The following is a 13,512-nucleotide window of genomic DNA, read 5'->3' as shown; positions in this document are numbered from 1 at the left end:
CAGACCAATGTCATAATTGAGGCATGGCTGGAAGCACACTAGGACACTTATTTCGTATCACCACTTTTGGTGAATCTCATGGACCCGCAATCGGAGCTGTTGTAGACGGCTGTCCTCCGGGCATGTCTTTATCAGTTGAAGATATTCAACTTGACTTGGATCGACGCAAACCTGGCACCTCGCGCCACGTCACACAACGTCAAGAAGCTGATCAAGTAGAAATTCTTTCAGGTGTGTTTGAAGGTAAAACAACCGGTACCCCGATTGCTTTGGTGATTCGTAATACGGACCAACGCAGTCAAGACTATGGCGACATCTTGGATAGCTTTAGACCAGGACACGCTGACTACACCTACTGGCACAAGTACGGCATTCGCGACCCACGTGGTGGCGGTCGTTCTTCTGCGCGTTTAACTGCGCCTGTTGTGGCTGCAGCTGCGGTGGCTAAAAAATGGTTGGCAGAAAAACACAGCATTAGTTTTTATGGCTACATGACTCAATTGGGTGATGTAGAGATTCCGTTTGAAGATCAATCACAGATTTCTCAAAATCCATTCTTTGCTCCTAATGCCAAGATCATTCCTGAGCTAGAGGCGTACATGGATCAACTGCGTAAAGCAGGTGATTCTTGCGGTGCACGTTTGACGGTGGTGGCTAAGAATGTGCCGGTTGGTTTGGGCGAACCTATTTTTGACAAATTGGATGCAGACATTGCGCACGCGATGATGGGCATCAATGCGGTCAAAGGTGTTGAGATTGGCGCAGGCTTTAAGAGCGTTGCCCAAAAAGGCAGTGAGCACGGCGATGAAATGTTTGCAGATGGTTTTGCAAGCAATAACGCGGGTGGTATGTTGGGTGGTATCAGCAGTGGTCAAGATGTGGTCGTATCGATTGCAATCAAACCAACCTCATCGATCATGTCACCAAAACAATCCATCAATCGTGCTGGTGATGCCTACGTGGTGCAAACCAAAGGTCGTCACGATCCTTGCGTGGGCATACGCGCCACTCCAATCGCTGAAGCCATGTTGGCTTTGGTGATCATGGATCATGTCTTAAGACATCGCGCACAGTGCGGTGATGTCAGTGTCAGTACGCCACGCATTCCAGCACAACGTCCCTAAATAGAGTGCTGCAATGACTGGTCTGGTACGACTGTCTTTCGCAGCCTTTTTCTTTTTTTACTTTTCATACATTGGGCTGATGTCGCCCTATGCCAGTCTTTACTTTGCGAGTAAAGACTTCGGCGCGATTGAAATCGCTGCTTTGATGTCAATGTTCCAGATCACGCGCATCCTAGGTCCTTTTGCTTGGGGTTGGTTGGCTGATATGCGCCGCGATCGCTTGGGCATCATGCGCATCACATCCGCACTGGCCTGCATTATTTTTTCTGGCATTTTTTACCTAGAGAGTTACATCGCTTTACTCATCTGGATGTTCTTATTGAACACTGTGATCAGCAGTCTGATGCCTTTGGGTGAGGCAGCCACAGTTCATGCTTTGTATAAAAACAATGACTTTGATAAACGCTATGGGCGCTTAAGACTCTGGGGCTCAATTGGTTTTATCGCCATGGTGCTGGGCGCCGGTGCCTGGTTTGAAACTTTTGGCATTGAGAGCTTGCCTTGGTTTGGCATCGTGGCATTGCTGATCATGACTGCTTTGACGATGACCTTGCGTGAACCACCGATGGATGTGGTGATGCACGCTGATATCAAGTTAAGTCATGTGCTTAAAAATCGCAACGTGCAGTGGTTCATGTCGGCTAACTTTTGGATGATCTTTGGTCATGCAGGACTTTATGTCTTTTACTCTTTGTATCTCGACCGTTTGGGTTACGCCAAAGGGGAGATAGGATTGTTTTGGATGTTGGGTGTTCTAGCTGAAGTGATATTTTTTTACTTTCAAAGTTACTTTTTTGCCAGATTCACCACAAAGAACATTTTGCTCGGCGCGTACTTCATCGGTATCGTGCGTTTTGCTTTGATGGCTTATGTTCCTGAATTATTGATTTTGATTTTGGCTCAAGTGATGCACGCAGCAACGTTTGGTGCTCACCACAGTGCCAGCATCAAGATGTTGCAAACCTGGTTCAAAGGACCTTTGCAAGCCAGAGGGCAAGCGCTTTACACCACCGTCTCGTATGGCATTGGTGGCACAGTGGGCGGTTTGTTTGCTGGTTGGGTTTGGGAATACCTCGCGCCACACCACGTCTTTGGTTTGGCAGCCCTCAGTAGTTTATTGGGCTACTGGTGCATGAGTCGTGTGAAGCCATACCATGATGCTGTGGCGATTAAGGGCTGAAGAAACGGTTCAAGAAAACAGCGCAATAAACAACTCAAAAATCACCTAAAAACTGCAGAATCACATCCCAGAGTAATTCGGACCGCCAGAACCTTCAGGATTTAACCAAACAATGTTTTGCGTTGGATCTTTGATGTCACAGGTTTTGCAATGCACGCAGTTCTGCGCATTGATTTGTAATTGCTGACCTTGTTCACCCTCCACGTACTCATAAACACCAGCAGGGCAGTAGCGTTGCTCTGGACCATCAAACACTGGTAAGTTGGTGATGACTGGCACCATTGAATTAAGCAGCGTTAAATGCGCTGGCTGATTTTCTTCATGGTTTGTATTAGAAATAAATACTGAAGATAATTTATCAAAAGTAATTTTTCCATCAGGTTTTGGATAGTCAATTTTTTGACATTGATCAGCCGGTTTTAAATACTCGTGATCAGCGTACTGTGTGTGCACTGTCCATGGCACATTGCCACCGAATAACTTTTGTTCAATGCCCACCATCAAAGTGCCCACATACAAACCTTTGCCCATCCATGGTTTGAAGTTGCGCGCCTTATTCAATTCTTGATACAACCAACTCTTCTTGAAAGCTTCTGGGTAAGCGCTTAACTCATCACCAGAGCGATTCTGTGTGACAGCTTCAAAAGCAGCTTCAGCAGCTAACATGCCAGTCTTGATCGCTGCATGACTACCTTTGATGCGAGACGCATTTAAAAAGCCCGCATCGCAACCAATCAAGGCACCACCTGGGAAAACAGTCTTTGGCAAACTATTCAAGCCACCGGCTGTGATCACGCGTGCACCATAACCAATGCGTTTGCCACCTTCGAAGAACTTGCGCACGCTCGGATGTGTTTTGTAACGCTGGAACTCTTCAAAAGGACTGAGGTAAGGATTGCTATAAGACAAGCCCACCACAAAACCAACGGCTACTTGATTGTTTTCTAGGTGATACAAAAATGAACCGCCATAAGTATCAGAACTGAGTGGCCAGCCTGCTGTGTGGATCACCAATCCTTCTTGATGCATGGCTGGATCGATCTCCCATAGCTCTTTGATGCCAAGACCATAACTCTGAGGATCTTTGCCTTCGTCTAATTGATAGCTCTCAATCAATTGTTTGCCTAAGTGACCACGTGCACCTTCAGCAAACAATGTGTACTTGGCGCGCAACTCCATGCCGAGCTGGAAATTCTCAGTGGCTTGGCCATCACGACCAACGCCTAAATTACCCGTGGCCACACCAACTACTTGACCTGCTTCACCATACAAAATTTCTGCTGCTGGAAAGCCTGGGAAAATTTCTACGCCAAGGTTCTCAGCTTGAGTGCCTAACCAACGGGTGAAGTTCGATAAGCTCACGACATAGTTGCCATGATTTTTAAAGCAGTTAGGCAACATCCATTGAGGGGTGGTGTATGACTTGCTCTCTGTGAGGAACATGAAACGATCTTCACTCACTGCAGTGTTGAGTGGTGCACCTTGTTCTTTCCAGTCAGGGATCAACTCATTGATGCCGATTGGGTCCATCACGGCGCCTGACAAGATATGTGCGCCAACTTCAGAACCTTTTTCTAAAACACAGACAGAGATCTCTTGACCTTTTTCAGCGCTCAATTGCTTTAAGCGAATGGCGGCTGATAAACCAGCGGGGCCACCACCGACGATGACGACGTCATAGTCCATGGATTCACGCGGGCCAAATTGTTCAAGTAGCTCAGGGCTGGTATTCATGCAATCTCCAAAATGAGTTCTTCTGACTCACTGAATCAATGTTTTAACAATTGTGATTTTAAGATCAATCTCAAATCATGCTTTAACTGAGTGCAAAACAGATACTAGCACCCCCTTTAGTTCATGTATTACAAGGGTTTAGGGCATTTAGGTCGCTCTTGGGTTAATTCTGTCAAGGTAACGTCAATAGAATGGTATATAAATAGGGGTTTGGCATATTGTTTGCTTGATAAATTGTCAGCAAAACAATGGGTTTTAGAGATTAAAACCAGCTATCTTTGAATCAAATGGGAGTTTTTCATGAATAAGGTTTACGGTTCTGCAAAAGAGGCTTTGGCAGATATTGTCAAAAATGGCCAAACTTTTGCAGTGGGTGGTTTTGGTTTGTGTGGTATTCCTGAGGCATTGATCGCCGCATTGCGCGATACAGGGGCAACCAACTTAACAGCCATCTCTAATAACGCTGGTGTGGATGGCTTTGGTTTAGGTCAATTACTAGAAACTCGCCAAATCAAAAAAATGATTTCATCTTATGTGGGTGAAAACAAAGAATTTGAACGCCAATACTTGGCTGGTGAATTAGAACTTGAGTTCACGCCACAAGGTACCTTGGCAGAAAAACTTCGCGCAGGTGGTTGTGGCATTCCTGCTTTCTTTACTAAGACTGGTGTTGGCACGATCGTGGCTGATGGTAAAGAGATCCGCGAATTCGATGGCGAAAAATATGTGATGGAACGCTCTTTGGTGGCAGACATTGCTTTGGTGAAAGCTTGGAAAGCTGACAAAGCTGGCAACTTGATCTACCGCCACACAGCGCGCAACTTCAATCCAATGTGCGCAATGGCCGGCAAGATCACGGTGGTTGAAGTCGAAGAGATCGTTGAGAACGGCGCATTTGAGCCTGCTGATGTACACACACCAAGTATTTATGTGCATCGCATCGTGTTAAACAAAAATCCAGAAAAGCGCATCGAACAGCGCACTGTTAGCAAGGCTTAAGGAGCAAGATCATGGCATGGAATCGTGATGAAATGGCTGCACGTGCAGCCAAAGAATTAAAAGATGGTTACTACGTTAACTTGGGCATTGGCTTACCAACCTTGGTAGCGAACCACGTACCAAAAGAAATTGAAGTTTGGCTTCAATCAGAAAACGGTTTGTTGGGCATTGGCCCATTCCCAACAGAAGATCAAGTCGATGCAGATTTGATCAATGCGGGTAAACAAACCATCACCACATTGCCTGGCTCTGCGATTTTTTCTTCAGCTGATTCATTTGGAATGATTCGCGGCGGCAAAATCAATATTGCCATTTTGGGCGCGATGCAAGTCAGCGAAAAAGGTGACTTGGCCAACTGGATGATCCCAGGCAAGATGGTCAAAGGCATGGGTGGTGCGATGGACTTGGTGGCTGGTGTGAAGCACGTGGTGGTGTTGATGGAGCACGTGGCCAAGAAAAAAGATGGCACAGAAGACATCAAGATTTTGCCAAACTGCACTTTGCCATTAACAGGTGTGGGTGTGGTGAATCGCATCATCACTGATTTAGCTGTGATTGATATCACACCTCAAGGCATGAAGCTACTTGAGCTTGCACCTGGTGTGAGCAAAGAAGAAGTGATTGCTAAAACAGGCTGTCCTTTAGATACCAGCGCTGTCTAAGCATGAAAGATGCTAAGCAAGTAACTCAGCATGCAGCTCACTTGCATGCGCACAAGAGGGGCGATGCTCAGCATCTTCATTACCGAGAGTCTCATCAAGCCGGCATTCTGTTAGCAGCTTTGCTGCTGACTTTCCTGTTTGCCGGCATTGAAGCTTTTGCAGGTTTTTGGGCCAACTCATTGGCTTTGATCTCTGATGCTGGCCACATGGTCACTGATGCATCGGCGTTGGCTTTGGCTTTGTTGGCGCAAATCATTGCCAAGCGACCACCTTCAATCAAACATTCATTTGGTTTTGGACGTGCAGAATCATTAGCAGCGTTTGTTAACTGCTTGGCGATGTTAGTTCTGATCATTTGGATTGCTGTTGAAGCCATCTCACGTTTCAATGAGCCGCATCAAGTGCAGGGTCAGGCCGTGATGGTGGTAGCCGTGATTGGTTTGGTGATCAACTTGATCGTCGCTTGGGTTTTGTCTAAAGATTCGAAAAGTGTTAATACCAAAGCAGCCTTGGTTCATGTGATGGGCGACCTCTTGGGTTCTTTGGCTGCATTGATCGCAGGTGTTGTAATTCATTTCACAGGTTGGATGCAAATCGATCCAATCTTGTCATTGTTTGTTTGTGTTTTATTGCTTCGCTCTACAGCAGATGTATTGAAAGAGTCTTACCACTTCTTGATGGAGGGTGTGCCTCATCACATTGATTATGTTCAAGTGGGTAAAGATCTTCAAGCAGTTGATGGCGTATTGGCAGTGCATGATTTGCATGTCTGGGAAATGTCTCCTGGACATCCTGCCTTGATTGGTCATGTGGAAGTGCGTGATTTGCAAGATTGGCCAATCACGATGGAAAAGATTAATAAGATGTTGCTAGAGAAGCATGAGATTGATCATGTCACCTTGCAACCTGAGATGCCCAGTTAAATTACTGTATTAACAAATAAGTTATTTATTAAATAAATTATTAAATATTTTGGAGCGATTGGATATGAGTATGTTGAAAGGTAAAACAGCATTGGTCACTGGTTCAACCAGTGGTATTGGCTTGGGTATTGCTAAAGCATTGGCAGAGCAGGGTGCCAATATCATGATGAACGGCTTTGGAGAAAAAGACGCAGCGATGGCTGAAGTCAAAGCTTTTGGTGTTGAAGTGGATTACCACGGCGCTGACATGAGCAAGCCTGCAGAAATCGAAGCGATGATGCAAGCCGCTGAAAAGCGTTTTGGTGCGATTGATATTTTGGTCAATAACGCAGGTATTCAGCACGTGGCCAATGTGGAAGACTTCCCAGTGGATCGTTGGGACGCGATCATTGCGATCAACTTGTCTTCAGCGTTTCACACCACGCGCATGGCATTGCCTGGCATGAAGCAACGCAATTGGGGTCGCATCATCAACTTGGCATCCGTGCATGGCTTGGTAGCCTCTGCGCAGAAGTCAGCGTATGTGGCTGCTAAACACGGCATCGTTGGTTTAACAAAAGTAACAGCTTTAGAAACAGCGCAAACCGGTGTGACTTGTAATGCGATTTGCCCAGGTTGGGTGTTGACTCCATTGGTGCAAAAACAAGTGGATGCTCGCGCTGAAAAAGACAAGGTGAACAATGAAGAAGCTAAGAAGCGTTTGCTTTCTGAAAAGCAACCATCTGGCGAATTCGTCACTCCTGATCAATTAGCAGCTTTGGCAGTGTTCTTCTGTAGTCCAGCGGCCACGCAAATACGTGGTGTTGCTTGGAACATGGATGGAGGCTGGGTAGCCCAGTAATGCTCAAGCGCTTACTTCAACGACTCTTCGGAAAGAAACCACAGAGCTCTTATGAGATAGAACTCACAAGCTCTGTGGGCGTGTCGCAAGCGCCGGTCGGTGAAGTAAAGAGCGAAGTAAAGAATGAGGTAGCAGTACCGCTATCAACACCAGCGATTAATTACCCCATCCCAGTTGAGGATGTTCCTGATCTTCCTGATCCAGAATGTAGAACGCACTATGTGCAATGCGCCAGCCCATCAGGCTTTCATAAGATGGCGTATCACGAGTGGGGAGGTCCCAATAACCCACGAGTCTTGATCTGTGTGCACGGCTTAACTCGCCGCGGCAGTGACTTCACAGTCCTGGCCAAAGCCATGCGCGATCGTTACAGAGTGATCTGCCCAGACATTGTGGGGCGGGGAGATTCTGATTGGTTAGAAAATCCGATGTTGTATGGCATTCCGCAATATGTGACTGATATGAATGCACTTCTTGCACAGTTAGGTTTGCAAGAAGTTGATTGGTTTGGCACATCGATGGGTGGTTTGATTGGCATCTTCATGGCGAGCCAGAAAAACTCACCGATTAAAAAAATGATTCTCAATGACGTTGGCCCAAGAATTGAACCAACAGCGCTCAAACGTTTGGGTGATTATGTTGGCAAACCTTTGCGCTTTAACAGCAAAAAAGAAGGCTTGATTTATCTCAATCGCATTTGTGAACCTTTTGGAACTTTCACACCAGAGCAGTGGAAAGACTACAACGGCCCTCATTTGAAAAAAGATGGTGATCAGTGGATCGTGCATTACGACCCGGACATTGTTAAACCATTTTCAGCAGTTAATAAGATGACTTCCATGATGGGTGAAATGATGACCTGGAAAGCCTACGATGCAATCAAGGCTGAGATGCTGATTGTGCGTGGTGCTGATTCTGATTTGATTTCAGGGCTCACAGTGAATGAGATGTGTCGTCGTAACCCCAAAGCAAAAAGCACCGAAATTCTTGGGGTGGGTCATGCTCCGGCATTCATCACGCCAGAACAGGTATCCTTAGCACGTGAGTTCTATAGTTAAGACCGATTTATTGTTTGGAGAAGACCTTCATGCCCATGCCATGGGCGTGAAGGAGATCCTGCTCTTCTTAAAGTTAGATGAAGCCAGTTGCTTGGCTGCCGAGCATCTTGACTCAACACTCTCTAAAGAATCTCTAGAAAAACAATTGGGGCAAGAAGTCGCTCAATTGATCATGGGTTATCGCGCGCTGAAAGCAGCGCAATTAAAAATTGCCCGACAGTCATCCAATCAACTTGGTCAAAGTGCGCAAGCTCAAGTAGAAGTTTTAAGAAAAATGCTTTTGGCATTTGCGCATGACTTGCGCGTGGTGCTATTGCATTTAGCATCAGTGGTTCAAACCTTGCGTTGGGTCACCTCACAAAGAATCGAAATACAAACATCTTGGGCGCAAGACATCTTGGATGTCGATGCTGCATTGGCCAACCGTTTGGGTATTTGGCAATTGAAGTGGGAGATGGAAGATTTGGCATTTCGATGCTTGGCTCCAGACACCTACAAACAGATCGCGAGTTTGTTAGATTCAAAACGTGTTGAACGTGAAGCATTTATTGCTGATGTCATGGATCGCTTGCAAGCAGAATTAAATCAAGCGGGCATCAAAGGTGAAGTGCAGGGTCGTCCAAAACACATTTACAGCATTTGGAAAAAAATGCAGGGCAAGTCCATCGACTTTGCTCAGCTTTACGATGTGCGCGCATTTCGCATCATGGTCGATGATGTGAAAGATTGCTACGCTGCCTTGGGCATCGTGCATCACATCTGGCAACCCATCCCAAAAGAATTTGACGACTACATTGCCAGACCAAAACCCAACGGTTATCAATCGCTGCACACCGTGGTGATGGATGCGGACAACATTTCATTTGAAGTGCAAGTCAGAACCCATGAAATGCACAAGCAAGCCGAGTACGGTGTGGCTGCGCATTGGCGTTACAAAGAAGCGGGCAAGCAAGGTTATGCCGGTACGGTGAGTGCCAAGGAAGAATACGATCGCCGCATTGCGTGGGCCAGACAGTTGATTGCTTGGAAGGAAGACGCTTGGGATCAACTCAAAGGGCAAGAGCTTGATGATCAAATTTATGTGCTGACACCTTTGGGTCAGGTCGTACCTTTACAGCAGGGTGCTACTCCGATTGATTTCGCGTATTCGGTTCACACGGACTTGGGTCACCGCTGCAGAGGCTCGCGGGTTGATGGTGCGATGGTGCCTTTGGACACGCGACTAAAAAATGGCCAAACCGTTGAGATCATTTCTGTCAAACAAGGCGGCCCTTCTTTAGATTGGTTGAATGCAGAGCGCGGCTACCTCGCGACGAATCGTGCTAAATCAAAAGTGCGTGCTTGGTTCACGGCGCAGCAAGCTGAACAAGATGGTGACAAAACTGACAAGGCTGATAAAGATGATGGGACAGCTGAAGTTGTTAAGCCTGAGTTGCCCGACATCATCTTGCGCAAGAGCAAAGTTAAATCGGGCCAAGGCGATGTCTTGGTGGTTGGGGTTGATTCTTTGCTCACGCAACTATCGCGTTGCTGCCGCCCTGTGCCACCAGATCCGATCAGTGGATTTGTGACCCGAGGTCGTGGCGTATCGATTCATCGACAAGACTGCAGTACTTTCAAGCAACTGCTTGCCAGAGCGCCAGAAAGAGTGGTGGTCACTGAGTGGGGCAATCAACCTCAAGGCAAGTCATTGTTCCCAGTGGATCTGGCTTTGATGGCCGTCGATCGCCAGGGTTTATTGCGCGATATTTCTGAGGTGTTCTCACGCCTAAAAATCAACGTCACAGGCGTCAAAACTCAATCTCGCAAAGGTATTGCCAGCATGCAGTTCACGATTGAAGTGCCCTCAACCAATGGTTTGCAAACCGCTGTGAGTGCTCTTTTAGAGGTCAAAGGTGTCACTGAGGCAAGAAGGAAGTAGCCACAAGTGATAAACTGTCGGTCTTAATAGGCTCGTAGCTCAGTTGGTTAGAGCGCTACCTTGACATGGTAGAGGTCGTTGGTTCGATTCCAATCGAGCCTACCAACGAATTTGGCACCATCAAAGTATGGTGCAGTGATGTAAAAACTGGCGCGGAATGTCCTAGGTTCAATCAGACCCCAGAGCACCGCGCTAAATTTTTGGAGTTGATATGGTTGTTGTCACATTACCTGATGGATCAAAACGCGAATATCCCGCGCCATTGACCGTTTTCGAAGTGGCACAAAGCATTGGTGCTGGTTTGGCTAAAGCTGCTTTGGCCGGTAAGGTCAATGGCAAATTGGTTGATACCAGTCACTTGATCGACTCTGATAGCAATCTTGCGATCGTCACAGACAAAGACCCAGAAGGCTTGGAAGTTATTCGTCACTCCAGCGCCCACTTGATGGCTTATGCCGTTAAAGAACTCTACCCAGAAGCGCAGGTGACCATCGGACCGGTGATCGAGTCTGGTTTTTATTATGACTTTGCCTACAGCCGTCCATTCACACCAGAAGACTTGGTAGCGATTGAAAAGCGGATGGCTGAGTTGGCCAAAAAAGACGAGAAGATTGAGCGTCGTGTGGTGAGTCGTGATGAAGCTGTTAAATATTTCAAAGGTTTGGGCGAGCACTACAAAGCAGAATTGATTGAAGCGATTCCGCAATCTGAAGATGTTTCTTTGTATTCAGAAGGTGGCTTCACTGACTTGTGCCGCGGTCCTCACGTGCCATCAACTGGCAAATTAAAAGTATTTAAATTGATCAAAGTGGCAGGTGCCTATTGGCGCGGCGACAGCAAGAACGAAATGCTTCAGCGTATTTACGCCACAGCATGGGCCAAGAAAGAAGATCAAGACGCTTACTTCCACATGTTGGAAGAGGCTGAGAAACGCGATCACCGCAAACTAGGTAAGCAATTAGATCTATTCCATTTCCAAGAAGAAGCTCCAGGCTTGATCTTCTGGCATCCAAAAGGTTGGACGATTTGGCAGCAAGTAGAGCAATACATGCGCCGTGTGTACCAAGACAATGGTTACCAAGAAGTCAAAGCTCCGCAAATCTTGGACCGTGGACTTTGGGAAAAATCAGGCCACTGGGAAAACTACAAAGACAATATGTTCACGACTGAGTCTGAGAATCGTGCCTATGCTTTGAAGCCGATGAACTGCCCAGGTCACGTACAAATTTATAACGCTGGTTTACACAGCTACCGTGAACTACCGTTGCGTTACGGTGAGTTTGGTCAGTGTCACCGCAATGAATCATCAGGTGCCTTGCACGGTTTGATGCGTGTGCGTGGTTTCACACAAGACGACGGACATATTTTCTGTACAGAAGATCAGATTCAATCTGAAGTGGCTGACTTCGATAAAGCCGTGCGTGCGGTTTACCAAGATTTTGGTTTCACAGAAGTGGCCGTTAAATTGGCCCTGCGTCCTGCTAAGCGAGTTGGTGATGACGCCATTTGGGATAAGGCAGAAGATGCCTTGCGCAATGCTTTGAAATCCTCTGGTCAAGAGTGGGAAGAGTTGCCAGGTGAGGGTGCTTTCTACGGTCCAAAAATTGAATACCACCTCAAAGATTCAATCGGTCGTTCATGGCAGTGCGGCACCATGCAAGTTGACTTTTCAATGCCACAACGTTTAGGCGCTGAATACGTTTCTGCTGACAATGATCGTCAAGTACCAGTCATGTTGCACCGTGCGATCGTGGGTTCTTTGGAGCGATTTATCGGCATTTTGATCGAAAACCATGCCGGCGCGATGCCTACCTGGCTTGCACCAACTCAGTGCATAGTGATGAATATTTCCGGAAATTCAGCCGAATATGCTGAAAAAGTACAGCAAATCCTCAAAAAACAAGGATTTAGAGCTGAAGTTGATTTGCGGAACGAGAAAATTACGTTTAAAATCCGTGAGCACGCAATGCAGAAGGTTCCTTATCTCATCGTTGTCGGTGACAAGGAAGCAGAAGCAAATGCGGTGGCCGTGCGCGCCAGAGGTGGAGTTGATTTAGGTGTAATGCCAATCGAAGACTTCATCGCCCGACTCCAACAGGATGTATCCCAGAAGGTCGGACCCCAGCCAGTCTGAGGTGAGCAAGGTCTTGTTAAAAAATTTTGAAGGAAACACGAGATAGCTACTGAGAAAACTCATCGTATTAACCGGGAAATTACTGCCCCCGAATTACGATTAATTGGCAACGACAGTGAACCACTTGGAGTGGTGAAATTGGCTGATGCTTTAAGACTGGCGGAAGAGAGCGAATTAGATTTGGTGGAGATTGCCCCAACGGCAGAACCTCCGGTTGCCCGTGTGATGGATTACGGCAAGTTCAAATACCAAGAAGCTAAAAAAGCTCACGAAGCGAAGTTAAAGCAAAAAGTTATTCAGGTGAAGGAAGTTAAATTCCGCCCTGGCACTGATGACGGTGACTACAACGTTAAGTTGCGCAATTTGGTGAGATTCTTAGAAGAAGGTGATAAAACAAAAATCACTTTGCGTTTCCGAGGTCGTGAATTGGCCCACCAAGAAATTGGTGTGCGCATGTTGGAAAGATTGAAAGCTGATCTGGAGCCGTATGGCGCTGTTGAGCAGTTTCCAAAGATGGAGGGGCGCCAGATGGTGATGGTTCTTTCCCCCATCAAGAAGAAATAATCACTCTAACGAGTGAAAGAATTACCTGAAAAGGTGATGCAGTAACCCGGCGACGTAAGTCAGACCGGAGAAAGACGAAAGTCTTATTTAGAAGTATGTCTGGGTAATAGAAGCGCAATCGTCGATTGCCACCTAAGTCGTACAAATTAGTGAAAAGGGAGCAGTTATGCCCAAGATGAAAACGAAAAGCGGTGCAGCTAAGCGTTTTAGAGTTCGCGCAAGCGGTTCTATCAAACGTGGTCAAGCGTTCAAGCGCCATATTCTGACCAAGAAGACGACTAAGAACAAACGTCACCTTCGCGGTGCAGTTGCCGTACATGATTCAGATGTGAAATCAGTACGTTCCATGATGCCTTACGCTTAACCTCAGAC

Annotated in this window: 12 protein-coding genes and 1 tRNA gene; 12 read left to right on the top strand and 1 reads right to left on the bottom strand. The window is 46.7% G+C overall.

The features are described 5' to 3' along the window. Positions 1-23: 23 nt before the first annotated feature. Together aroC and GQ367_RS05955 are read left to right on the top strand one after the other, a co-directional pair. Positions 24-1,124 carry a chorismate synthase gene (gene aroC / locus GQ367_RS05960; protein WP_215289874.1) on the top strand — a complete coding sequence of 367 codons (1,101 nt, stop codon included), beginning with the start codon at positions 24-26 and terminating at the stop codon, positions 1,122-1,124. 13 nt (positions 1,125-1,137) lie between these two features. Then, positions 1,138-2,304 (top strand): MFS transporter, encoded by a 1,167-nt coding sequence (locus GQ367_RS05955; protein ID WP_215289872.1) that lies wholly within the window; start codon positions 1,138-1,140, stop codon positions 2,302-2,304. Positions 2,305-2,364: 60 nt separating this feature from the next. Here GQ367_RS05955 and GQ367_RS05950 read toward each other — a convergent pair whose 3' ends face one another. Beyond that, positions 2,365-4,038, bottom strand: coding sequence for an electron transfer flavoprotein-ubiquinone oxidoreductase (locus tag GQ367_RS05950; protein WP_215289870.1), 1,674 nt, complete (start codon positions 4,036-4,038; stop codon positions 2,365-2,367). A 300-nt stretch (positions 4,039-4,338) separates the two neighbouring features. Between GQ367_RS05950 and GQ367_RS05945 the strand changes: the two genes are divergently transcribed. From GQ367_RS05945 to rpmI, 10 genes are all read left to right on the top strand, one after another. After that, a complete protein-coding gene (locus GQ367_RS05945) occupies positions 4,339-5,037 on the top strand; it encodes a CoA transferase subunit A (RefSeq protein ID WP_215289868.1) in 699 nt (232 codons plus the stop codon). Positions 5,038-5,048: 11 nt separating this feature from the next. Next, a complete protein-coding gene (locus tag GQ367_RS05940) occupies positions 5,049-5,699 on the top strand; it encodes a CoA transferase subunit B (protein ID WP_215289866.1) in 651 nt (216 codons plus the stop codon). A 2-nt stretch (positions 5,700-5,701) separates the two neighbouring features. Next, positions 5,702-6,622: a cation diffusion facilitator family transporter gene (locus GQ367_RS05935; RefSeq protein ID WP_215289864.1), complete on the top strand. Its 921-nt coding sequence runs from the start codon at positions 5,702-5,704 to the stop codon at positions 6,620-6,622. A 70-nt stretch (positions 6,623-6,692) separates the two neighbouring features. After that, positions 6,693-7,463 (top strand): 3-hydroxybutyrate dehydrogenase, encoded by a 771-nt coding sequence (locus GQ367_RS05930; protein ID WP_215289862.1) that lies wholly within the window; start codon positions 6,693-6,695, stop codon positions 7,461-7,463. Then, positions 7,463-8,521 (top strand): alpha/beta fold hydrolase, encoded by a 1,059-nt coding sequence (locus GQ367_RS05925; protein WP_215289860.1) that lies wholly within the window; start codon positions 7,463-7,465, stop codon positions 8,519-8,521. The genes GQ367_RS05930 and GQ367_RS05925 overlap by 1 nt, the downstream gene beginning before the upstream one ends. Before the next feature lie 40 nt (positions 8,522-8,561). Then, positions 8,562-10,442 (top strand): bifunctional (p)ppGpp synthetase/guanosine-3',5'-bis(diphosphate) 3'-pyrophosphohydrolase, encoded by a 1,881-nt coding sequence (locus GQ367_RS05920; RefSeq protein WP_215291907.1) that lies wholly within the window; start codon positions 8,562-8,564, stop codon positions 10,440-10,442. A gap of 28 nt (positions 10,443-10,470) precedes the next feature. Then, positions 10,471-10,547 (top strand) — tRNA-Val (locus GQ367_RS05915). Between the two features lie 106 nt (positions 10,548-10,653). After that, positions 10,654-12,576 (top strand): threonine--tRNA ligase, encoded by a 1,923-nt coding sequence (thrS, locus tag GQ367_RS05910; protein WP_215289858.1) that lies wholly within the window; start codon positions 10,654-10,656, stop codon positions 12,574-12,576. 42 nt (positions 12,577-12,618) lie between these two features. Further along, the gene (infC, locus tag GQ367_RS05905; protein WP_089516031.1) at positions 12,619-13,140 is read left to right on the top strand and encodes a translation initiation factor IF-3; all 522 of its coding nucleotides are present in this window, start codon (positions 12,619-12,621) and stop codon (positions 13,138-13,140) included. Between the two features lie 166 nt (positions 13,141-13,306). Next, positions 13,307-13,504, top strand: a complete 198-nt coding sequence (gene rpmI / locus GQ367_RS05900; protein ID WP_215289856.1) for a 50S ribosomal protein L35 — start codon at positions 13,307-13,309, stop codon at positions 13,502-13,504. The last annotated feature ends 8 nt before the right edge of the window (positions 13,505-13,512 follow it).

Source organism: Polynucleobacter sp. MWH-CaK5 (genome assembly GCF_018687615.1).
Lineage (GTDB): Bacteria > Pseudomonadota > Gammaproteobacteria > Burkholderiales > Burkholderiaceae > Polynucleobacter.
This window is presented reverse-complemented; position numbering and strand designations above follow the sequence as displayed.

Excerpts from the sequence above, each read along its gene's own strand:
- aroC (WP_215289874.1), top strand. The coding sequence starts at position 24 with ATGGCTGGAAGCACACTAGGACACTTATTTCGTATCACCACTTTTGGT.
- GQ367_RS05950 (WP_215289870.1), bottom strand. The coding sequence starts at position 4,038 with ATGAATACCAGCCCTGAGCTACTTGAACAATTTGGCCCGCGTGAATCC.
- GQ367_RS05940 (WP_215289866.1), top strand. The coding sequence starts at position 5,049 with ATGGCATGGAATCGTGATGAAATGGCTGCACGTGCAGCCAAAGAATTA.
- GQ367_RS05930 (WP_215289862.1), top strand. The coding sequence starts at position 6,693 with ATGTTGAAAGGTAAAACAGCATTGGTCACTGGTTCAACCAGTGGTATT.
- GQ367_RS05945 (WP_215289868.1), top strand. The coding sequence starts at position 4,339 with ATGAATAAGGTTTACGGTTCTGCAAAAGAGGCTTTGGCAGATATTGTC.
- GQ367_RS05920 (WP_215291907.1), top strand. The coding sequence starts at position 8,562 with ATGGGCGTGAAGGAGATCCTGCTCTTCTTAAAGTTAGATGAAGCCAGT.
- GQ367_RS05935 (WP_215289864.1), top strand. The coding sequence starts at position 5,702 with ATGAAAGATGCTAAGCAAGTAACTCAGCATGCAGCTCACTTGCATGCG.
- thrS (WP_215289858.1), top strand. The coding sequence starts at position 10,654 with ATGGTTGTTGTCACATTACCTGATGGATCAAAACGCGAATATCCCGCG.
- GQ367_RS05955 (WP_215289872.1), top strand. The coding sequence starts at position 1,138 with ATGACTGGTCTGGTACGACTGTCTTTCGCAGCCTTTTTCTTTTTTTAC.
- GQ367_RS05925 (WP_215289860.1), top strand. The coding sequence starts at position 7,463 with ATGCTCAAGCGCTTACTTCAACGACTCTTCGGAAAGAAACCACAGAGC.
- rpmI (WP_215289856.1), top strand. The coding sequence starts at position 13,307 with ATGCCCAAGATGAAAACGAAAAGCGGTGCAGCTAAGCGTTTTAGAGTT.